This is a genomic window from Snodgrassella sp. W8124, from assembly GCF_016100875.1.
Taxonomy (GTDB): domain Bacteria; phylum Pseudomonadota; class Gammaproteobacteria; order Burkholderiales; family Neisseriaceae; genus Snodgrassella; species Snodgrassella alvi.
This window is the reverse complement of record NZ_JACFRP010000001.1, coordinates 1,096,334-1,118,084: the sequence shown is the minus strand read 5'-3', so window position 1 is coordinate 1,118,084 and position 21,751 is coordinate 1,096,334. Positions and strand designations below refer to the sequence as shown.

Below are 21,751 nucleotides of genomic sequence, written 5' to 3'. Positions count from 1 at the left end.
GAAAGGCTGAAAGATGTTACGACGTATATTGACAGCATTTTGTTTATGCTTTGCTTTGATACAAATGGCCTGGGCGGGTACATATGATGATGCCGCTGCTGCTGCTCAAAACCGGCAATATGATAAAGCCTTAGTTTTATTTCAGAAAGCCATTAATGAAAATGATGATGCACGGGCATATAACAGTTTGGGTACGCTGTATGAAATGGGTTTGGGTGTACCGCAGGATTATGCTACCGCAGCAAAATATTATGAACAGGCTGTAAAAAAAGGCAATGTAAAAGCCAATGGTAATCTCGCCGTATTGTATGAGCGCGGATTAGGTGTAAAAAAGGATTGGGGTAAGGCGATGGGCTATTATTTTAATGGTCTGAACAGAGGTGACGGCAAATCCATGAACAATCTGGGGGTGATGGCCCTTAATGGCGAAATTCTACCCAAAAATATTTCTGTTGCATGGGCTTTGTTTGCCAGTGCTGCGATTCTTAAAGACAGAGAAGCACCGCATAATCTTGCTGTAGTTGAAACCAAAATGACCAAAGCGGAAATTGAGCAGGGTAAAGTGGTTTTTAAAGCCCTGCATCAGGTAAAGAGTAAAAAACCGCCTATGGATATTATGTTAGATTATTTAGGCTGGCATGATTACGAATAGTATACAACGTCAGACTACATGGCTGCCGCCAAGACCAGTTCGCTGGCTTGCGTGGCTGGCCTTATATGCTTTGGCAATAGGTATTAATAAAAAATATGCAGATTCAATTATTACCCATTTCGGACTGGAAATCACAGTACACTGGCAAAAGTGGATGATATCTGTAATGCCGGCAGTTGTAATAGTAACTTTACTTCTGCTGGTGCGCTGTATCTGGTATCAGTTATGGTTAATTTACCAGCGTAATAATCAGTTTGTTTATAATGAAAAAATTTTGAATAATCAAAAGTACTGGTCGGAATATATGGTACTGGAAGAGGTAATATTGCACTGCGGCCAGTTAAATCATGCTTCCGATTTTTATACATATCTAGGACTGTCTCCAGAAGAGCGGCAGAAATCTGTATTTGAATCAATGAGTATGGAAATACCGGTTCAGAGCAATTCTTCTGTTTATTCTGACCGTTTGCATATTGTTTTATCACAACTGGTTCAGATATTATCTTCAAAAGAATATTTTACTGAACAATATACACAGTATTTATGGCTATGGGCAGCAGACAGAGAAAGCTGGCTGGTATTTAGGGAGCTTGTTATTGCTGAAGGCGGATATTGTCCGGCGGTACCGGATTATTATGTTAAGTTTGAGGATTTAAACTGGATTATTGACCGTTTTCAGGAAGAACTTTATCAAAAAATTCTATTACTCGGGTTTGAGTGTCAGCCTGAGTTTGAATTGTATCTGGCAATGATTTTTGCCCGAAAAGGAAAAATAGCAAAAATACAGCGAGCTTTTGATACACAAATGTGGCGTATGGATCAGGATTATTTTTTTACAGCCATGACTGAAAAAGTTTCTGGTTTCCAGATTGAAAGCCATGCACAAGAAGTAACTCAGCCGGAAATAAAAGAATTGACTGAAGATTTAACTGCAAAAGATTATGAAATCTTGCCGTATAGTATAGATAAACCGGATTTTTTTCAAAAATTACAGTATACGAGTGACTGGATGCAATTGCTGCTGGCAGTTTATCAGGCGCATAAACATTCCTATGTAGTACTATTTAATCATAAAGAAAAGATAATACCTGCTTCCCAGGTTAAGTAAAATTCAATTACAGGCGCGTTTATGTTAAGGTGGAACCCGTTAAGACAATTCAGTTCACGTGTAAATAGCCAATTATCCAAATTAGCGCAGGTGAATCAGAAAATTACCCAGCGCCCTAAAATTCTCAAATTATGGTTATTATGCAGTTTCCTCTGGTTGATACTTATCTGCGGATTAACTGCATTTTTATATTGGTATTATGATAAAAAATGGCTGCAAAATCATAAATTTCATTTGATAATACTGGCACTGGCCGGTTTATTTCTCTGCATTATACTGCCATTATTCTGGCGTATTTTTGTGGTTATTGACGGGCAGGAACGGACAATCCGCTTTATTGAGCGTTCGAAATATACACGTGAAAGTCCTGCACAGCAGAATTTGGTGGCTTTTCAGAATTATTTGGATCAGAAATATCCTTTATCTATTTTAAATCGCTGTTATATTCTTGCAGTACATGGTGAACCGGATGCTTTCAGCGACGTGAGTGAGCAGCTACAGCGTACAGGGTGGGTACAGGTTGACAATGTTTATCTGGTATTGATTAATGATGTGGATGAAATTGAATCCATACCGGCTTTTCGCGGCAAATATCATTGTCCTTTTGATGGATTAATAATATTGCGTGATATGAAAAGTAACAAAACTCCGGTTACTCACGATACTACTTCAGTGTGGCTGGAAAAATTTTATCAGCTGTTAAACTGGAAAATTCCGTTTATCCATGTATTTCAAAGTGAGATTGATTTAAATAAATTTCCTCTTAATCAGGTTTTTACCTGGTCATTGCCAACAGAAAATATTGTTTCAGATATCAAAATTAAAGCTGAGGATTTATTTATTCAGGCTTTTTTAAAAAGCCGGGACAGACAGTTTTTGTCTCTGATTGATTCCATTGCTATTACTAAATTAAATCCGGCTGAAAATTATTCTGAACAGCAGCAACCCTGGTTTACTGGTATGGCTATACAGGCTAAACAGAGTAACTGGTGGGAAACATGGGCGATGGTGGCAGAGCAGTTAAATCAGCAACCTGCTAAATTGATTTTGCAGCCCGCTACCCAGCGACTGGCCAAAGCCGGTCTGGTAATCTGTACTGTAACCTTTTTAATGATTCTGTATGCTTTTACCAGTAATTACAGGCAGGCACAGTCATTCCGAAACCAAATCACCAGCGTGAATAAATCTTCGGGCAGCAACAATGCGATTAATTCTATACTCAGTTTACAACATCATATTGCATTGATAAATAATGTTCCGAAACCATTTTACCGTCGTCTTGGATTCAATCATGATGATATTTTGCTGAATAAAGCATTTGTAACTTATGGTAAGGCTGCAAAAAAATGGCTGATAAAACCCGCTGATCAACAGATTATTCTGGTTCTGAGTTCTTTACAGCAGCTTCAGACTTTACCTAACGTAATTGAAACAAATGCGGCGGAAACAGAGAAAATTGCAGAACAAACCAGTAATGCAGTTGCTTTGGACGAAGGTTTTAATGCTCTGAAAGCATATTTAATGTTACGTCGACCTAAACGTCTGGATAATATTTTTCTAAGTGATTATTTATCACGCCTATATCGGACACAAGGCTTACAAAAAGCCGATGCTGCTCAGAATATATTCAGATTTTATACCCGGAATATGATGAAACATCGAAGCTGGTTTCTGAATGAAGATTCTGCTTTGGTGGCAGAAAGTCGGGGAGTATTGAATAATATTGTTAATCAGCAGCAGGAAGATGTTGTTATTTATCAGAATATGCTGGATTCTGCATTAGAAAAATATAGGGATATTGATTTAGTGCAGCTGGCTGGCAAAGATAGCACTCAATTCTGGACAAATAAGAATAAATTGCATGGTGCATTTACTGCACGTGCATGGAACGAATGGTTTAAACCGGAAATTGATAAACTTAATCCTGAGCATTTTAAAAATGGTTCATGGGTGCTGAATGAGTCTGAACAAAGCAACGAAAATACGGATATCCGTAAACAGATAATGGCATTGTACAAGCAGGATTATTTTGAAGCATGGACAAAATTTTTATCTGGTATACAGTGGGTACCGGTTACTGGTCTGAATAAACAGATGGATCGTTTGAAAAAATATTCAGATAAAAAGAATTCAGTACTTGTTAAGTTACTAACAGCCATTCAGTTTAATGCCAGTATCGGATATCCGGAAGACCGGACTGAAAAAGGCAAAGGAGTTTTACAGGAATTTGAACCAATTGTAGATTTGATTAAAACAGTTGAAGATAGGAATAAGCAACCCAGCCGTAAACTGGATCAGTATCAGGAAAATCTGCTGGCTATGTATCTTGAAGTACAGAAAGTTCAGGGAGCTAATAATCAGGCCTCTGCTTCACAACTTTCTTTCAATACTATTTTGAATAGTGATGATGGTTCTAATCTGGCTAAAGCTGAAGAATCTATCAACTTACAAGTAGCTAATCTGGGAGAGGAATGGCAGGATATCGGGCACACTTTACTTACTTATCCTTTTGCTGATGCTAAAAAAGCAATTTTGCTTCCGGCTTTAAACAATATTAATGCATTGTGGCAGCAGATGGTGGTTTCGCAATGGAATTCTCGTTTTGCTAATCGTTATCCACTGAATCCTTCCAGCAATCTCGATGTCTCTTTGCCTGAATTACAGAAATTTATTGATCCGCAAAAGGGTGTTGTTGCACAGTTTAATCAGCAATATTTAAATAAAATTTTGAATCTTGTTGGTAATCAGTGGATTGTTAACCCTGCTGTAATGGATCAGGTTCAGATTGATGATCAGTTTGTAACTGGTTTAAATGAATTAAATCAGTTACTAGAATTTGTTTCAGATGGCTCAAATACCGCTTCTTTTGAAATAATGCCATTGCCAACTCCCGAAGTTAAACAGATTACATTTAATTTTAATAAACAGAAAATTCAATTTTATAATGAAAAATCTTTCTGGCATAAAGTGAATTGGTCTGTTAGTGATAGTACCGATAAAAAGGCTTCAATTCAGTGGTCTGATGTGACAGATAAGACTGCTCAGCTTGAAGTAGTTGGTGATTTGAGTATTTTGCGTTTACTTGAAAAGGCTCAGGCACGCAAAAATGATGATGATACTTATCATCTTAAGTGGACAATAAAAAATAGGGTTGTAGAAATGAATTTAAAGAATTTACAAACTAACGACCTGATTACATTATTGAAGTTAAAAGGGGCGAGTTTGCCGCAACAGGTTTTCAAGGTGGATCAAGATGCAAATTAGTGCAGCACTGAAAGTTCTCCAGAAGCGGAAAATCTATGAAGATATAAAACCTTTATGGGATAGTATTGAATATCTTCTTGTTCCTGTGGAAGGTGAGATGGAAGATGTTACACATCACGATTCTTTTCTGGATATCCGACAGGAATTGGAAAAGGTCAGTGATATTCAGCTGGGTAAAATTGAAGACGCGGCCAATTATCTTTGCCAGAACGTAGGTAAGGATATTCGCGTAGCGGTATATCTGACTTATGTATTGTTTCGTCGTGAAGCCTTTCAGGGACTGATTAAAGGTTTATTATTAATATATGGAATGCAGGCAATATATACGCCTATTTTTCAGCCCCAACGTATCACCCTTATTAAAACGATGCTTCGCTGGCTGGGTGGCACAAAAATGGAAGATGCATTTTTATTGTGCCAAAGTACATTATCATCAAACGAATATCAGGTAATTACCATATTATGTGAGCTGATTCAGGAAAATTTTTCTGCACAATTTGAAGCGACAGTAGATGAGCTCAATGGCTTGCTCAGCTTATTACCTGTGCCTGTTGGTGAAACTCAGGCAGCTATTAATCAAGCTGATTCTGTAACTACTGATAATAATTCAAACCAGAGTAATAGTACTGATAATGATGAAGTAATTTTACGTTCTTTTCAGGATTTGATGCAGACAATGAAAACTGTAGGGCAGTTCATTGCCGATAAAGGGCAGAAACCCTATGCATCATACAGATTGTTGCGTCAGTTCCGGTGGGATATGCTTGAACAGTTACCTTTGCATCAGGACGGACTGACAAAAATTCCTCCTCCGAGACAGGAACTGATAAACCGCTTACAGACATTGTATCAGCGTAAGGAGTGGAGCGGATTATTAGAACAATGCCATGCTGGTTTTATGGAGGCTTCCAATCATTTTTATTTTGATTTGCAATATCTGAGCTGGAATGCAATGCAGCATTTGGCACCTGAAGCAAATGTATGGGCTGATATGCTGTGCAGTGATATGGCTTTTCTGCTTAACCGTGTACCCGGACTCGAAACATTATCATTTAATGATAATCATCCTTTTGCTTCCGGCGAGGCTTTAGACTGGATTGCCGTTCATGCACGTTTTCAGCAACAAAATGTAGAAGAAATGCAATTGTCTTCCGATAATAAGCTTACATCAACCGAAGATATTGACGCACAGGCATTTGTAATTCTGGCAGAGCAGGGTTTTGATAAAACTATGGAATGGCTGTCTACTGTGCAATTTGATGAAGGGCTTGAGCAGTTATATTACAAACAATTTTTACTTGCCCGATTAGCTATTAAAAGTGGCAAATCAGAATTTGCAATATCTTTGCTGGAAAAGCTTAATCAGCCTTTTTCACAGCAACCTTTATTTGAATGGAATAAAAAATTAACATTCCAAATTAAACAAGAGTTATTAAAACTTTTACAGCAGAAATTTATTACTGTAAAGGGGAGTAATAAAGAGTTTATAGCTGGGCAAGTTGAAGAGCTGAAAAAAGAGCTGGTATTACTCAATCCGTTTCTGGCGCATCAATTATTGTATAGGTAAGTGAAAAATATGGAAAAAAAAGACAATATTCTGCGTTATTATGAAGCGGAAATGCGTTATCTGAAAGAGGCTGGACAGGATTTTGCAGAGGTTCATCCTGATGCAGCACAGTATTTAAAAATGCAGGATTCTCTTGAGCGGGATCCGATGGTTGAGCGGCTATTTGAAGGATTTGCTTTTTTAACTGCAAAATTGTATCAAAAAATTGATGATGATATGCCTGAGTTAACTGAAAGCTCATTAGCATTGCTGTGGCCACATCATCTTCAGCCTATTGCCTCCATGTCGATAGTGCAATTAATGTTAAATGAAGAGATTTATACGAATGATCAGCATATTCCCGCAGGTTTAATATTGCAGACTGCTGTTGATTCTGATACAGGTATATCGTGTGAGTACCGGACAACTCAATCAGTTGATATTTATCCTGTTGAAATAAATGATTTCCGTCTTGTTCACAATGATCTCGGGCAATCAGTTATTCAGTTACGTTTGCAGCTACGTCAAACAGACGCGGGTCAGAATATTCGCTTACCGGATAATTTTTCCCTCAAATTTCATCTTGTTGGTGAAATAGAAACCAGACTGAGTATTTATCATTACTTAATAAATTATTTGTCACATATTACTGTTGATGAAAATTTAAACATTATCAGCGATAAAATAAAACTGCATCGAACAAATTTTAATTATGATTCAGTTACATGGTTGCAGAACTATCAGGCAAATGAACATAATTTATTGATGGAATATTTTCTCTTTAAAGAAAAGTTTCTTTTTTTTCAATTAAATAATCTGAGTGGAAAAGATTTCAATAATGATAAACATGAATTATTGATAAATTTTCATTTAAATCGCGATTTTCCTCTGGAGCTGGTATTTAACCGCAATTATTTAAAATTGTTTTGTGTACCTGTAATTAATCTGTTTGATTTGGAGGCAGAACCGGTTGTGCGTTCTCCTTTGCATACTGAGTATAGGCTATCACCTATGTTTTCAGTTCCAGATCAGGTAACTGTGTGTGGGGTTACCGAAGTGGAGTCATTTAGTCAGATAAGTGGTAACAGAAAGTATTATTTGCCCTTTAATGAGTTTAAGCACGGCAAACGTCAGCTAAGTATTCTTGAAAAGGACAGACCTTATTATTATATCCGTACACGTCAGGGAATCGGTAATAAATATGATAATTTCATTACTTTTAGTGGTGAAATGCAATCCGGAGAAGAAGAGATTTTTTCTATCAGTATTCTTGGTGCTAATGGTAATCTGCCTCGTCAGATAACTAAATATAATAAAATACTAAGCCTGCATTCACCTGTGCTAGGCGTAAAAAATGCTCAGATGGTAATGATACCTACTGCTTTACATTATCCGCCTGATTATAAAAATCAGCAATGGCAGTTATTGTTTGAGATGAGTAATAATTATCTGGCTACCTTAGATACCGGCACCCTGAAAAATAGCTTGCGCTTATTGAACTGGTCAACAGCAGCAGCAAATGAAAAAAATATAGCAGCTATTAGCTCTGTTCAAACTGAAATTCAACATATTATGCATCATGGTATGATGATTAGATGCCTAGTAATTGATATCGAACTGGATAGTACCGGATTTATCAATGAAGCAGATGCTGCTTTATTTGCTTATGTACTGAACTGTTATTTAATAGCTTATGCACAATTAAATCTGGCTATAAAGGTAAATGTCATATTGCAGCCAGAAGCAATGATTTTTAGCTGGCCAGTAAGCGTGGATGAAAAAATTTTATGAATGCCAGTTTATTCAATCGATTAATGCTGGCGCCAGAAGCCTATAATTTTTTTCAGTTTTGTCATTTACTGGAGTCGCATCAGGTTAACTTACGCGTACCTGATTTGCAGAGTGATAGTGAACTGACGCTGCAATTTTGTGCATGGCCTTATCTTGGTTTTCCTGCCAGTGAATTAAAGCATGCTTTGCCTGAATCTGTATATGATTACAAGCTACCAGTAGTCTTTACTACTTTCATGGGATTAATCGGTACTGACGGTGTCATGCCAAACTGGTTGATAGCAGAAGGTGCTGAAAAAAAAGATGGTATGGAAAATCTAGTAGCTTTTCTGGATATGTTCCATCACCGTATGATGACTATATTTTATCAGATATGGAAACGTTTTCATTATGAATTTCAGTTTCAACCTGATGCTTCAGATAGTCTTTCTCGGGCATTTCTGACATTAATTCACGGTAAGAGCAAATTAGATATTGACCCGCGTTATTACCTTGGTGTTATAAAAAATTTAAATAAAAAAAATAAAAATATTTTTGGTTTAAAAGAAATTGTTCATTATGTACTTCCTGCCGCCAGTGAAGTAGTTATAGATGAGTTTATTGCTGTTAGATATCCTGTACCGCAACGATCCATAGGTGAGGGAATAGCTTTTGATACAGCAGTGCTGGGCCGCTTTTTGTACGATGCCAACAGCCGAATAAGAGTATCTGTACAACTTAATGATTATGCAATATTAAATTTACTTTATGAAGACCAGCCTTTGAGAACGGTTTTGAAGACCTTAATCAGGAAATATGTGGGATGTACTCTGGATGTAGAGCTGGTAGCGAAAATCAATGCCGACTTATTACCACAGGCACAATTAAATGGTAGTAATCCCCAGCAACTCAGAGCTGGTGTTACTGCTGGTCAGCCAGAAACCGGTATGCTATTTTCGATTTTTCTTGGAGTGTTATAGATGAATTTTCGTTTCTTGGCTGTATTAATTTTACTAGCAGGATTATCTGGTTGTGGATTATTGCAACAAGGCTATGAGGATGCACGCAAGGTAGGTAAAGATGCAGTTGAGTTAAAACATTATCATTATGATTTCAGGGTGGTTTCTGCGCATCTTTTAAATCAGACCGATAATTCACAGCAAAATACTTTCAGAATGGCAATCTTTCAGTTAAATAGTGATAATCTATTTAATCAGGCAAGTTATTATGATTTACTTACTAATTCAGACAATGCTCTTGCTGACGAACTGGTAAAAAAAGATATACGTATGATTTATCCTTTTGATACACAGAATATAAAAGGAGATATAGATAGTAAAACACAATATCTTGGATTAGTGTTTTTCTTTAATAAACCAGAGTCTGATAATAAAACATGGAAAATACTAATTCCTATAGATAATTTAAAATTATTTAGAAATAATTATATTTTGGTGGACGGTGCTCAGGCTCAGTTAAAATCTAAAAAACAGGTTAAGGATTTACTTAAGCAGCAAAAAAAAGCAGAGAAAGCACAGAAAAAAACAGAGAAAGCGGAGAAAAAAGCATCAAAAGAAAAGAAAAAACAGGAGGAGTTGGCCAAAAAAGCTCAGCAGGCTATGCAGGAACAGCTGGATAAATTGCAACAGCAGGGTAAACAAAAAGCTCAGGAAAATATAGGGAAGAAGGTGCAAAAAATATTACCTGATGTCAAGAAGTAGTGTGTAGTATGTCATAAATAATTGATGTACTAATAGTAAAATATTCTGATGGTTTTTTATTAAATAAACCTAAATAATTATTTCATATTATGAAAGCGTAAATAAATTTATTATGATTGATGCGTCTTTATTGGAAAAAATTACTTTAAATTTTTCTGGAGATGTTCCGTTTGATAGTCTGGATCCTAAAGAACGCTATATTTATAGTGTTATGAATAATATCGAGCGCATATTAAATACGCGTCGAGGAAGTGTGAAACATATACCTGATTACGGGTTACCTGATTTAAGCATTATTTATCGTCATTTACCCTCCAGCCTGTCTGTATTGCAGAAATATATCACTTTAACTTTATTAAAATATGAACCGCGTGTACAGGCTTTGCAAATTCAGATGGTTGAAAATAAATCTTCGGATTTTATTATTGCCTATGAATTATTATGTCAATTAAAAGAGGTTGGTTATATCCGGTTTTCTACTACATTTGATGGTGATGAGGCGGTTAGAGTATTTCGATAATAAATTTATTCAGTATCGAACGATATGTGAAATTGTTAAAATAAAAATACAGCCGACTGGCTGTATTTTTATTTATTTTGGTCGGAGTGAAAGGATTCGAACCTTCGACCCCTTGCACCCCATGCAAGTGCGCTACCAGACTGCGCCACACTCCGACTTTGTAAAGGAAGCGATTATAAAAGTAATCGTATTACTTAGCAAGTACACTATTCAGGTTATCTACTACTTTTTCAATTTGCTGACGGGTTTCCAGTGCATTAATGACGGGATTACCATCAGCATCTACCTGATTACGTGTAAATGGGTCTATATATGGTGTAAAGCTGTCGCGCAATTGTCTGACTTTAATCACATCAGCACGGGTATAGTGCTTACCGCCATAGCCTACAATAATGCCATGTGTCTGTTGCCAGACAGAGAATTGCTCGGCACTGATGTCTGCAAGGCGGCATAGCTCTTCGAGAGTAAAATACCGCTGTGCTGGTATGGGTAACAACTGCTTAGGCTTGTTTTCCATTATAGTGATCAACCATACCTTTTAATTTTTGTGATGCGTGGAAAGTAACAACGCGTCTGGCAGAAATAGGTACTTCTTCCCCAGTTTTTGGATTACGTCCCGGACGTTGCGGTTTATCACGCAACTGGAAATTACCAAAGCCGGAAATTTTAATTTGTTCGCCCTTTTCAAGAGTACAGCGAATTTCTTCAAAGAATAGTTCAACAATTTCTTTGGCATCATGTTTGCTCATGCCGGCAACTTTTTCAACTAGAATATCAGCAAGTTCAGCTTTTGTCAGCGTCATATCAGAATTTCTTTCATTAAAGAGGGCATTATTATCCCTAAATTAGTTTTTGTTTTCAAGTATGTAAATTTTTAACTAGGCAAATTGCCCAGTTTGAATTTTTTAAGTACGTAATTGTGCACCAATTGTGGCTGCTGTATCAATGAGTTTTGTCATTATTTCTTCAACTTCTTCATCAGTTAAGGTTTGTTCTGTACTTTGTAAAATAATTTTGACCGCCAGACTTTTCGTATTTTCCGCCATACCTTTACCGCGATAAACATCAAAAACAGATATTTCCTGAATGGCTGGATGTTTCACAGTAGACAACACATTGATCAGCTCTTCAGCAGTAGTTTGTTCGGAGATGATAAAGGCCAGATCACGCCGTACCGGTTGGAATTTAGATACTGGCTGATAAGTAATCCTGGCTTGTGCCAGAACAGCACTTAAATCAAGCTCAAATAAAATAGGCGACAAGGGCAGGTCGTATTTTTGTGTCCAGCGCGGATGCAATTCACCAATAACACCAACTACTTTATTATCAATGATAATTTCAGCGGTTCTGCCTGGATGGAGTGCAGGATGCTGTGCCGCGCGATAATTTACTTTATGCGCACTTAACAGGCCTGCAACATCGTTTTTGACATCATAGAAATCGGTGTTGCGAGTGGGTACTGCCCATTGCTCAGGAAAGACAGAACCATAAGCCAGACCGGCAATTTTTGTGGTTTGTGTATATTGCTGGTTTTGTTTATGAAATACACGTGCTACTTCAAATAATCGTACTCTGTTTTGTTTACGGTTCAGATTATTGTGTAATATTTCAATCAGGCCGCCAAACAGAGTAGAGCGCATAACGCTGAGCTGACTGGCTATCGGATTTAGTAAACGAATCGGATCAGTATTACCGGCCAGATCGCGTTCCCATGCTTCTTCTACAAATGCGTAGCTGACTACTTCCTGATAGCCGCTATTAGCCAGTTGATGGTAAACACTAAACAGTGGCTTTTGTGTTTCCGGCAAAGCTACCATATTCAATTTGCCATTGGTATGATCATTGGGAATATTTTCATAACCATACACGCGGCCAATTTCTTCTATCAAGTCGGCTTCGATTTCAATATCAAAACGGAAGCTGGGTGAGGTAACAATAAAGCCATCTTCACAAGCTTGTGGCTCCAGTCCTAAATGCTGCAGGATAATGGCAATTCTGGCTGAATCAATGGCAACGCCTAATACTTTTGCTACTCTTGCTGTACGTACTTTTACCTGTTTAACTGCAGGCAGATTACCGGTTGCTTCTGTAATTGCACCAATTTCACCGCCACAGATTTCCTTTATCAGCGTAGTTGCCCGTTCAATGGCTTGTTGTTGTAAATTAAAGTCTACTCCGCGTTCAAAACGGAATGATGAATCTGAACCGAATCCATACTGCCGTGCTTTTCCGGCAATGATATCCGGGGTAAACCATGCGCTTTCAATCACAACATTACGCGTACTGTCTGTTACTGAGCTGTCAACACCACCCATTAATCCGGCAATACTCAGAACCTGTTTTTCATCAGCTACTACCAGTGTGTTACTGCTTAGAGTTACGGTTTTATCATTGAGACATTCCAGTGTTTCACCTTCATGGGCACGCCGCACGATCAGTTTGCCGGAGATTTTATCTTCGTCAAACATATGCATTGGCTGGCCCAGCTCAAGCATGACATAGTTACCTATATCAACCAGAGGATTAATGCTACGCAGACCACTGCGTTCGAGCCGCTGTTTTAACCATGCAGGCGTTACAGCATTAATATTAATTCCGCGAATTATCCGGCTGATAAAACGGCCACAGTCTTCCGGTGCTTCGATGGTGACAGGCTGGCTGGCATCCAGTGTTGATGGATTAGTAACAATCTCTATTGGATTTTGTGGTTTCTGGGTTAAAGCGCCCACCTCACGTGCTATGCCTTTTATACTCAGGCAGTCTGCTCTGTTAGGTGTGATTTTTAAGGTTTGCAGAGCATCATCCAGATTGAGATAATCGCGGATATTATTGCTGACTGGTGCATCGGCAGGCAGAATCAGTAAGCCGTTTACTTCATCTTGTAAACCTAATTCTTTGGCAGAACACAGCATTCCGTTAGAGACTTGTCCGCGCATTTTTGTTGGTTTGATCTTGAAATCACCCGGTAAGACGGCTCCGGCTAATGCACAGGGTACTTTGATTCCCGGTTGTACATTAGGAGCACCGCAAACGATTTGTATCAGTTCTCCTGTACCGGCATCAACCTGTGTAATATTGAGACGGTCTGCATCCGGATGTTTGATTACAGATTTAACTTCGGCGATGACCACCCCATGAAATGGAGGGGCAGCCAGGGTGGTTTCTTCTACTTCCAGTCCGGCCATGGTTAATAAATGTGCCAGCTCTTGTGCAGATAATTCAGGGTTAATCCATGAATATAACCAATTTTGAGAAAATTGCATGATGCTTCCAGTATATATTCTGTTTCGGTTTAATCCAAAAGTTCGGAGGCTGATTCAGGCATGCTCAGTGACACGATTATAAAGCCTTACAGACGCTTTTTTTTACTTTTGGAATTGATATCTTTGATTAATGAAATTAGTTCAGGTTACTTAATTGGACTAAATAATTTTCTGGCAGTTTCCGGTAGGTTAAATCTGAGAAATTCATTTTTAATGCGGTGTCCGGTATTCTGTACAATCAGTAATTGATAACTGGCTGAATGTAAAATCTAACTATTTAATCGCTATATTTACGGGATTTAGTCCGCTCAGTATTACCTGTCAGTTACATGATCAGTAATCTTAATCCTGAAATTGTTTAAGAAAATTCAGGTCATTATCAAAAAACAGGCGTAAATCATTAATGCCATAGCGAAGCATGGCAAAGCGATCCAGACCGATGCCAAAGGCAAAACCTGTATATTTTTCTGCATCTATATTGACATTTTTTAATACATTGGGGTGTACCATGCCGCAGCCGCCTACCTCCAGCCAGCCGCGTTCACCCATGATGTCAATTTCTGCTGAAGGTTCTGTAAACGGGAAGAAGGAAGGGCGAAAACGTACCTGTAAATCATCGCGCTCAAAGAAACGGCGAATAAAGTCTGTAAAGACTGCTTTCAGATCGGCCATAGTAACGCCTTCTTCTATCCATAATCCTTCAGCCTGATGGAACATGGGAGAATGTGTTGCATCTGAATCGACGCGGTATACACGTCCGGGAGCAATAATGCGAATCGGAGGCTCTTTTTTATCCAGCATGTAACGAATCTGGATAGGAGATGTATGGGTGCGCAGTACGTTACCATTTTCTACATAAAAAGTGTCCTGCATAGCACGAGCCGGATGATTTGGCGGAATATTTAAAGCCTGAAAGTTATGAAAATCATCTTCTATTTCCGGTCCGTCTGCTACAGTAAAACCCATGCTATGAAACAGTTCTACTATACGCTGCAAAGTAAGGGTAACCGGATGCAAACCCCCGAGATTTTGTCCGCGTCCGGGCAGGGTGACATCCAGCGCTTCTGCCGCCAGTTGCTGCTGAAGTTTTGCCTCATTTAATGCATCACGTTGTCGGTTGTATGCATCCTGAAATTGGTTTTTACACTCATTGATATGTGCGCCAGTTGTTTTGCGTTCTTCTGGCGACATTTTACCCAATGTTTTTAATAAAGCATTCAGTTCACCTGTTTTACCGAGATAGCGGGCTTTTACTAATTCTAATGCAGGTAAATCAATGGCTGAATTAACAGCAGCGATGCCTTCGGCAACGATGCGGTTGGCATTTTCCATAACAAGATTCTTTACTTAAAATATAATGAAAATATGTTTTGATGCTCTTTAGTTTTGCTGAATATGGCAGCTGTATTTTATCGATTACCGTATATCAGATCTTAAATGAGCTATATAACAATTTATAATAAAATATGTACTAAAAGATTATTTTAGCGCGAAATTCATCTGTTCAACAATGCTAAATATTGATGGAACAATGATGGAAATTTTTTTACTAAAGCAGAAATACAAAAAAAGGAAACCGAAGTTTCCTTTTTGCTAAGCTTTTTGTCTGTTAGGCCAAAGCAGCTTTTGCCTGTGCTGCCAATTGAGCAAATGCAGCCTGATCGAATACAGCCAGATCAGCCAGTACTTTGCGGTCAATAACAATGGCAGCTTTTTTCAGGCCATTCATGAATTTGCTGTAAGACAAACCATTCTGACGGGCTGCTGCATTAATACGAACGATCCACAACTGACGGAACTGACGTTTACGCTGACGACGGTCACGATAAGCATACTGACCGGCTTTCATTACTGCCTGTTTGGCAATGCGATAGACGTTTTTACGACGACCACGATAGCCTTTGGCTAACGCTAAAACTTTTTTATGACGTGCACGAGCGGTAACACCACGTTTTACGCGAGGCATAATTTAAACTCCTTAAGCGTAGGGTAACATTTTATGAACAGAAGCCATATCGCGTTCATTCACCATAGAGGTGCCACGCAATTGACGTTTGTTTTTGGTGGTTTTTTTCGTCAGAATGTGACGTTTGAACGCATGAGCGCGTTTTACACCACCGTTACCCAATACTTTAAAGCGTTTTTTCGCGCTTGATTTGGATTTCATTTTCGGCATGGGAAAACTCCATTGTTGTTTGATCAGGCGAGGGGTGGCTGAATTCAGCACTTTAACCCGCACACCACGGTTTTTGCCGCTTAAAATTTGATTCATGCACAGCGGCGATGCACAAGAAGCGGATTATAATATACCTGTACTGCTAAGACAATATAGCGATAATAACTTATAGCCAGGCACACCCGAATTTGTTAAGTTATTATTTGTGTTTTTAATAAAATGAAAAGTCTCATTTTACTGAGATAAAATGAGACTTTTTTAAGACAGGCTGAAATTCCGGTTAATGATTATTTTTTCTTCGTTGCAATAATCATTACCATCTGGCGACCTTCCATTTTTGGAAACTGCTCAACGGTACCAATTTCGATTAAATCAGCCTGAATACGCTTGAGTAGTTCTGCGCCCAGATGCTGATGTGCCATTTCGCGTCCGCGGAAACGTAAGGTAACTTTTACTTTATCACCGTCAGTCAAAAAGCGAACAATGTTACGCAATTTAATCTGATAGTCACCTTCATCGGTACCAGGCCGGAATTTAATTTCCTTAACCTGTACCTGTTTCTGCTTTTTGCGTTGCTCGTCGCGTTTTTTGGATTGCTCGTATTTGAATTTACCGAAATCCATTAATTTGCAGACGGGCGGTTTGGCTGTGGGGGCAATTTCCACCAGATCCACATCGTGCTCTTCGGCCAGTTTCAGGGCTTGCTGAGTCGATACTACACCCAACTGTTCGCCAGTTGGACCAATCAAACGCACTTCTTTAATGGTGATTTCACCGTTGATGCGTGCTTCGCGTTCTTGAGCGATGGTCGTACTCCTTATTCACGGTTTAATGAAGAGACAAGGCTTCTTGTTTCAGCTGGCTAATGAATGTTTCAATATCCATCTGACCAAGATCTTCACCGCCGCGTTTGCGAACGGCAACCTTGTTGTCCTGTTTTTCTTTCTCGCCTATAACTAGTTGATAGGGTAGGCGTTGCGTACTGTTATCTCGGATTTTGTATCCAATTTTCTCATTACGCAAGTCTAAATGCACGCGGAATCCTTCTGCGGTTAATCGCGTGGCAAGTTGCTGACAATATTCGGTTTGTGATTCAGTAATATTCATGATTACCATTTGTACAGGTGCCAGCCACAGTGGAAATGCACCTGCATGATGTTCAATCAGGATGCCGATAAAGCGTTCCAGTGAACCCAGAATGGCGCGATGCAGCATTACCGGACGGGCTCGTCCGTTTTCTTCTGTTACATATTCTGCACCCAGACGTTCCGGAAGAACGAAATCCAGCTGAATGGTACCGCATTGCCATGAGCGACCTAATGCATCCTTAATATGGTACTCTACTTTAGGTCCGTAGAAAGCGCCTTCTCCGGGCAGTTCTTCCCAGGTTACACCACAGGCTGTCAGTGCATCACGCAGTCCTTGTTCAGCTTTGTCCCAGATGGCGTCAGAGCCAGCGCGCTTTTCCGGACGCAAGGATAATTTAACCGCTACATCATTGAATTCGAACTGACGGTAAATACGCATTACCAGCTCATTGAATGCTTTTGCTTCACTGACAATCTGATCTTCGGTACAGAATATATGCGCATCATCCTGAGTAAAGCCGCGTACGCGCATCAGGCCATGCAGGGCACCAGATGGTTCATTACGATGGCAAGAACCAAATTCAGCGAGACGCAGCGGTAAATCACGATATGAGCGCAGCCCCTGATTAAAAATCTGGATGTGACCAGGGCAGTTCATGGGTTTTACAGCATAAACACGTTTTTCTGATTCAGTAATAAACATGTTTTCTTTGTAGTTATCCCAGTGACCGGATTTTTCCCATAATGTGCGATCCATAATCATGGGTGTTTTGATTTCCTGATAGCCGGCAGCAGACAGCTCGCGACGCATATGCTGTTCAATAACCTGCCACAGTGACCAGCCTTTGGGATGCCAGAATACCATACCCGGTGCTTCATCCTGCAAATGGAATAAATCCATTTGTTTTGCCAGTTTGCGGTGATCGCGTTTCTCTGCTTCCTCAATACGCTGGATGTAAGCATTCAGATCTTCTTTACTGGCCCAGGCTGTGCCGTAAATACGTTGCAGCTGTTCATTTTTAGCATCGCCGCGCCAGTAGGCACCTGAAAGCTTGGTCAGTTTGAAATTCTTGAGGAAGCGAGTATTAGGGACATGAGGTCCGCGACACATGTCTACATATTCCTGATGGTAATACAGACCCATAGCTTTTTCATCGGGCATATCTTCAATCAGGCGCAGCTTATAATCTTCATGACGCTGCTTAAATACATTAATTACCTCTTCGCGAGGGGTAACTTTTTTAATTACATCATAATTTTGTGCAATCAATTCTTTCATGCGAGTTTCAATTGCAGCAATATCTTCAGGTGTAAATGGGCGCTCGTACCAGATGTCATAATAAAAGCCGTCTTCAATTACCGGCCCGATAACCATTTTGGCTTCCGGATACAATTGTTTTACAGCATGACCAACCAGATGTGCACAGGAGTGACGAATGATTTCGACACCTTCTTTATCTTTGGCTGTAATAATGCTGACTTGTGCATCTTCTGTTACCTGATCACATGTATCTACCAGTTTACCGTTAATTTTACCGGCAATTGCGGCTTTGGCTAAGCCTGCACCTATGGAAGCGGCAATGTCAGCTATGCTTAATGGCGCTTCAAACTGACGGACAGAACCGTCAGGCAGGGTGATGTTCAGCATGCATACTCCACAAACAACAGACCAGACTCGCTTGATACAAGTGAGAAAATCAAATGGCTGCTTTTGATTATATTTATAAGGGTAAATAGAAGCCAAAGTTACTTAAATGCACTTTTGCTTCTGTCAAATAATTTATTTTAGCGATTTGGATTTTGCTTGGCAATGCTTGGTCGGCGAAATGTGGTGCTTTAGGCTATAATAATATATTCTGTCATAATTTTTGCCTCTGAATTATTTAATATGCTGAAATTTTCTTTAAAGCGCACGGATGGCTTTGCGCGTCGTGGTACTCTGGAGTTGAATCATGGTACGGTGGAAACACCAGTATTTATGCCGGTAGGAACATACGGTTCAGTTAAGGCTATGTCGCCGCGTAATCTGGAAGAAATCAAGGCACAGATTATTCTGGGCAATACTTTTCATCTGTGGCTCAGACCCGGACTCGATGTTATCCGTGATTTTGGCGGGTTACATGATTTTATTGGCTGGAACCGGCCAATACTGACAGACTCCGGTGGTTTTCAAGTATTTTCACTGGCACAAATGCGTAAGTTAACAGAAGAAGGCTGTACTTTCCGCAGTCCCATTAATGGCGACAAGCTGTTTTTGTCTCCTGAAATTTCTATGCAGATTCAGACGGTACTCAATTCAGATATTGTCATGCAGCTGGATGAGTGTCCTGACGGAAATGTAGATGTCAGAGAAGCCGAAAAATCCCTGCAAATGAGTTTGCGCTGGGCTGAACGCAGTAAAAATGAGTTTGAACGCCTGAATAATCCGAATGCTTTATTCGGTATTGTTCAGGGTGGAATGTACGAGGATCTGCGCGAACAATCACTGGCCGGACTGGAGGAAATCGGTTTTCCCGGATTATCTGTAGGCGGGCTGTCTGTGGGTGAGCCAAAACCTGAAATGTACCGTATTTTGCGTGCTATCGGACCTAAACTTCCGGCACATAAACCACATTATCTGATGGGAGTAGGTACACCTGAAGATTTGGTATACGGTGTGGCATGCGGCATTGATATGTTTGATTGTGTTATGCCTACCCGCAATGCGCGTAATGGCTGGCTGTTTACCCGTTTTGGTGATGTAAAAATCCGAAATGCCATATACCGGCATGACCAGCGTCCGCTGGACGAAAGCTGTGACTGTTACACATGTCGCAATTTCAGCAGGGCTTATCTGCATCATTTACAGCGTGTGGGTGAGATTTTGGGTGCACAGTTAAATACGATACATAATTTGCGCTATTATCAGATACTGACTGCAGAAATGCGTCTGGCTATTGAAGCTGGTAAATTCGAAGATTTTCAAACACGCTTTCATGCTGAGCGTGCCCGGGGTGTATTGTGATCAGAAAAAGCACGGTAGCGACTATTGTCTTTATATGATAGAGGCAAATGATGTCAGGCTAGTGGTTATAATCTGCAGTTAGTAAATTTTTTGAATATTGTTGAGTTATAGTGGAGAGCAAGTATGAGTGAAAAAGCCTGGTCAGGCCGTTTTCATGAACCGGTAAGTGAACTGGTTAAACAGTACACAGCATCAATAACTTTTGATAAACGTTTGGCACAATGTGATATTCAGGGTTCTCTGGCGCATGCACAGATGCTGCATCAGTCTGGCGTGCTTAGTGCAGAAGATCTTGCAGCAATTAAAACCGGTATGCAGGAAATCCTGGCAGAAATTGCTGCCGGTAAAATTGACTGGTCAGTAGATCTGGAAGATGTTCATATGAATGTAGAACATTTACTGACTCAGAAAGTAGGGGATGCCGGTAAACGTTTACATACTGGACGTAGTCGTAATGACCAGGTTGCTACAGATATTCGTTTGTGGCTGCGTGATGAAATAGACAGTATTGTTCTGTTAATTAAAGATTTACAATCTGCTTTGGTTGATCTGGCCGATAAAAATGCAGAGGTGGTGATGCCGGGCTTTACTCATATGCAGGTAGCTCAGCCTGTAAGCTTCGGCCACCATATGCTGGCATATGTGGAAATGCTGGGGCGTGATAGTGAACGGATGCTGGACTGTCGTCATCGTGTAAACCGTATGCCATTGGGTGCGGCTGCTCTGGCCGGAACGACATTTCCTATTCAACGCGAGATAACTGCTCAATTACTTGGTTTTGAAGAAATTTGCCAGAATTCTCTGGATGCAGTGTCTGATCGCGATTTTGCCATTGAGTTTACTGCTGCAGCATCCATTCTGATGGTACATCTTTCCCGTCTGAGTGAAGAATTAATTTACTGGATGAGTCCGCGTTTTGGCTTTATTGACATTGCCGACCGGTTCTGTACTGGTTCCAGTATCATGCCGCAGAAAAAGAATCCTGATGTACCTGAGCTTGTACGTGGAAAAAGCGCAAGAGTTGTAGGACATCTGATGGGGCTGATTACTTTAATGAAATCACAGCCACTGGCATACAACAAAGATAATCAGGAAGATAAGGAGCCGCTTTTTGATACAGTTGATACTTTGACAGATACTTTGCGTATTTACGCAGAGATGATGCGAGGTGTTAGCGTTAAACCTGCAAATATGCGTGCGGCAGTTTTGCAAGGTTTTGCAACAGCAACAGACCTGGCTGATTATCTGGTTAAAAAAGGTTTACCTTTTCGCGATAGTCATGAGGTCGTTGCACGTGCTGTCCGACTGGCAGAAGAGCAGCAACGGGAATTAAGTGAGTTACCGCTGGATATATTACAGTCTTTCTCCGGCTTGATAGAAGAAGACGTTTATCAGGTACTTTCTCCTGAGGGCAGTCTTCTTGCCCGTAATCATATTGGCGGTACTGCGCCGGTTCAGGTACGCGCACAGGTTGCTCGCTGGCGTCAGTATTTGCAGGCGGTTTAGCGTTTGTTAAACCAGCTTAGCTGGTTATGAGGATATTAAAAAACGGGTCAGATATTTTTGTCTGATTTATATTATTGGATTTAAATTCAGATTATCTCCTCTGAATAATTTGTCAGGATCAAACAGCCGGTAT

Annotated in this window: 18 protein-coding genes and 1 tRNA gene; 10 read left to right on the top strand and 9 right to left on the bottom strand. The window is 39.8% G+C overall.

The features are described from left to right. The first annotated feature begins 13 nt into the window (after positions 1-13). The 8 genes from H3U73_RS04995 (at position 14) to tssE (ending at position 10,581) form a co-directional block, all read left to right on the top strand. Positions 14-652, top strand: coding sequence for a tetratricopeptide repeat protein (locus H3U73_RS04995; RefSeq protein ID WP_025330509.1), 639 nt, complete (start codon positions 14-16; stop codon positions 650-652). After that, positions 639-1,760 carry a hypothetical protein gene (locus H3U73_RS04990; protein WP_084550810.1) on the top strand — a complete coding sequence of 374 codons (1,122 nt, stop codon included), beginning with the start codon at positions 639-641 and terminating at the stop codon, positions 1,758-1,760. The genes H3U73_RS04995 and H3U73_RS04990 overlap by 14 nt, the downstream gene beginning before the upstream one ends. Before the next feature lie 21 nt (positions 1,761-1,781). Continuing rightward, entirely contained in the window at positions 1,782-5,024 is a 3,243-nt protein-coding gene (locus H3U73_RS04985) for an ImcF-related family protein (protein WP_084550807.1), read from the top strand. After that, the gene (locus H3U73_RS04980; RefSeq protein WP_198190142.1) at positions 5,014-6,591 is read left to right on the top strand and encodes a TssA family type VI secretion system protein; all 1,578 of its coding nucleotides are present in this window, start codon (positions 5,014-5,016) and stop codon (positions 6,589-6,591) included. Before H3U73_RS04985 ends, H3U73_RS04980 begins: the two co-directional genes overlap by 11 nt. Before the next feature lie 9 nt (positions 6,592-6,600). Then, on the top strand, positions 6,601-8,361 hold the full coding sequence (tssF, locus tag H3U73_RS04975) for a type VI secretion system baseplate subunit TssF (RefSeq protein ID WP_100153020.1): 1,761 nt from the start codon (positions 6,601-6,603) through the stop codon (positions 8,359-8,361). Next, on the top strand, positions 8,358-9,320 hold the full coding sequence (locus H3U73_RS04970) for a type VI secretion system baseplate subunit TssG (protein WP_084585984.1): 963 nt from the start codon (positions 8,358-8,360) through the stop codon (positions 9,318-9,320). The genes tssF and H3U73_RS04970 overlap by 4 nt, the downstream gene beginning before the upstream one ends. After that, positions 9,321-10,061, top strand: coding sequence for a type VI secretion system lipoprotein TssJ (gene tssJ / locus H3U73_RS04965; RefSeq protein WP_078474582.1), 741 nt, complete (start codon positions 9,321-9,323; stop codon positions 10,059-10,061). It begins immediately after the preceding gene. A gap of 112 nt (positions 10,062-10,173) precedes the next feature. Next, the gene (gene tssE, locus H3U73_RS04960; RefSeq protein WP_084550793.1) at positions 10,174-10,581 is read left to right on the top strand and encodes a type VI secretion system baseplate subunit TssE; all 408 of its coding nucleotides are present in this window, start codon (positions 10,174-10,176) and stop codon (positions 10,579-10,581) included. Positions 10,582-10,659: 78 nt separating this feature from the next. On the opposite strand, the gene H3U73_RS04955 is transcribed toward tssE, so the two are convergent. The 9 genes from H3U73_RS04955 to thrS all read right to left on the bottom strand — a co-directional run bounded on the left by H3U73_RS04955 (position 10,660) and on the right by thrS (position 18,756). Beyond that, positions 10,660-10,736: transfer RNA gene (locus H3U73_RS04955), tRNA-Pro, on the bottom strand. Positions 10,737-10,771: 35 nt separating this feature from the next. Beyond that, positions 10,772-11,098 carry a hypothetical protein gene (locus H3U73_RS04950; RefSeq protein ID WP_078474580.1) on the bottom strand — a complete coding sequence of 109 codons (327 nt, stop codon included), beginning with the start codon at positions 11,096-11,098 and terminating at the stop codon, positions 10,772-10,774. Beyond that, the gene (locus tag H3U73_RS04945) at positions 11,082-11,384 is read right to left on the bottom strand and encodes an integration host factor subunit alpha (protein ID WP_084550790.1); all 303 of its coding nucleotides are present in this window, start codon (positions 11,382-11,384) and stop codon (positions 11,082-11,084) included. Before H3U73_RS04945 ends, H3U73_RS04950 begins: the two co-directional genes overlap by 17 nt. A 102-nt stretch (positions 11,385-11,486) precedes the next feature. Next, entirely contained in the window at positions 11,487-13,844 is a 2,358-nt protein-coding gene (gene pheT / locus H3U73_RS04940; RefSeq protein WP_084550787.1) for a phenylalanine--tRNA ligase subunit beta, read from the bottom strand. A gap of 342 nt (positions 13,845-14,186) precedes the next feature. Next, complete coding sequence (gene pheS / locus H3U73_RS04935; RefSeq protein WP_078474578.1) at positions 14,187-15,176, bottom strand: phenylalanine--tRNA ligase subunit alpha; 990 nt, start codon at positions 15,174-15,176, stop codon at positions 14,187-14,189. 277 nt (positions 15,177-15,453) lie between these two features. Continuing rightward, positions 15,454-15,810, bottom strand: coding sequence for a 50S ribosomal protein L20 (rplT, locus tag H3U73_RS04930; protein WP_025330521.1), 357 nt, complete (start codon positions 15,808-15,810; stop codon positions 15,454-15,456). Positions 15,811-15,822: 12 nt separating this feature from the next. Continuing rightward, positions 15,823-16,020: a 50S ribosomal protein L35 gene (rpmI, locus tag H3U73_RS04925; protein ID WP_025330522.1), complete on the bottom strand. Its 198-nt coding sequence runs from the start codon at positions 16,018-16,020 to the stop codon at positions 15,823-15,825. Positions 16,021-16,307: 287 nt separating this feature from the next. Next, on the bottom strand, positions 16,308-16,826 hold the full coding sequence (gene infC / locus H3U73_RS04920) for a translation initiation factor IF-3 (protein ID WP_110414147.1): 519 nt from the start codon (positions 16,824-16,826) through the stop codon (positions 16,308-16,310). A 22-nt stretch (positions 16,827-16,848) separates the two neighbouring features. Next, a complete protein-coding gene (gene thrS, locus H3U73_RS04915) occupies positions 16,849-18,756 on the bottom strand; it encodes a threonine--tRNA ligase (protein ID WP_078474576.1) in 1,908 nt (635 codons plus the stop codon). A 240-nt stretch (positions 18,757-18,996) separates the two neighbouring features. Here thrS and tgt point away from each other — a divergent pair, with 240 nt between their 5' ends. Together tgt and argH are read left to right on the top strand one after the other, a co-directional pair. Further along, positions 18,997-20,112 (top strand): tRNA guanosine(34) transglycosylase Tgt, encoded by a 1,116-nt coding sequence (gene tgt / locus H3U73_RS04910; RefSeq protein WP_084550784.1) that lies wholly within the window; start codon positions 18,997-18,999, stop codon positions 20,110-20,112. 123 nt (positions 20,113-20,235) lie between these two features. Further along, complete coding sequence (gene argH / locus H3U73_RS04905; RefSeq protein WP_084552748.1) at positions 20,236-21,618, top strand: argininosuccinate lyase; 1,383 nt, start codon at positions 20,236-20,238, stop codon at positions 21,616-21,618. Positions 21,619-21,751: the final 133 nt, after the last annotated feature.

What these genes read in the sequence shown, in the direction of transcription:
- pheT (WP_084550787.1), bottom strand. Translation starts at nt 13,844, where the DNA reads ATGCAATTTTCTCAAAATTGGTTATATTCATGGATTAACCCTGAATTA.
- H3U73_RS04995 (WP_025330509.1), top strand. Translation starts at nt 14, where the DNA reads ATGTTACGACGTATATTGACAGCATTTTGTTTATGCTTTGCTTTGATA.
- tssJ (WP_078474582.1), top strand. Translation starts at nt 9,321, where the DNA reads ATGAATTTTCGTTTCTTGGCTGTATTAATTTTACTAGCAGGATTATCT.
- argH (WP_084552748.1), top strand. Translation starts at nt 20,236, where the DNA reads ATGAGTGAAAAAGCCTGGTCAGGCCGTTTTCATGAACCGGTAAGTGAA.
- H3U73_RS04970 (WP_084585984.1), top strand. Translation starts at nt 8,358, where the DNA reads ATGAATGCCAGTTTATTCAATCGATTAATGCTGGCGCCAGAAGCCTAT.
- rplT (WP_025330521.1), bottom strand. Translation starts at nt 15,810, where the DNA reads ATGCCTCGCGTAAAACGTGGTGTTACCGCTCGTGCACGTCATAAAAAA.
- rpmI (WP_025330522.1), bottom strand. Translation starts at nt 16,020, where the DNA reads ATGCCGAAAATGAAATCCAAATCAAGCGCGAAAAAACGCTTTAAAGTA.
- H3U73_RS04990 (WP_084550810.1), top strand. Translation starts at nt 639, where the DNA reads ATGATTACGAATAGTATACAACGTCAGACTACATGGCTGCCGCCAAGA.
- H3U73_RS04945 (WP_084550790.1), bottom strand. Translation starts at nt 11,384, where the DNA reads ATGACGCTGACAAAAGCTGAACTTGCTGATATTCTAGTTGAAAAAGTT.
- H3U73_RS04980 (WP_198190142.1), top strand. Translation starts at nt 5,014, where the DNA reads ATGCAAATTAGTGCAGCACTGAAAGTTCTCCAGAAGCGGAAAATCTAT.
- pheS (WP_078474578.1), bottom strand. Translation starts at nt 15,176, where the DNA reads ATGGAAAATGCCAACCGCATCGTTGCCGAAGGCATCGCTGCTGTTAAT.
- tgt (WP_084550784.1), top strand. Translation starts at nt 18,997, where the DNA reads ATGCTGAAATTTTCTTTAAAGCGCACGGATGGCTTTGCGCGTCGTGGT.
- tssE (WP_084550793.1), top strand. Translation starts at nt 10,174, where the DNA reads ATGATTGATGCGTCTTTATTGGAAAAAATTACTTTAAATTTTTCTGGA.
- tssF (WP_100153020.1), top strand. Translation starts at nt 6,601, where the DNA reads ATGGAAAAAAAAGACAATATTCTGCGTTATTATGAAGCGGAAATGCGT.
- H3U73_RS04985 (WP_084550807.1), top strand. Translation starts at nt 1,782, where the DNA reads ATGTTAAGGTGGAACCCGTTAAGACAATTCAGTTCACGTGTAAATAGC.
- thrS (WP_078474576.1), bottom strand. Translation starts at nt 18,756, where the DNA reads ATGCTGAACATCACCCTGCCTGACGGTTCTGTCCGTCAGTTTGAAGCG.
- H3U73_RS04950 (WP_078474580.1), bottom strand. Translation starts at nt 11,098, where the DNA reads ATGGAAAACAAGCCTAAGCAGTTGTTACCCATACCAGCACAGCGGTAT.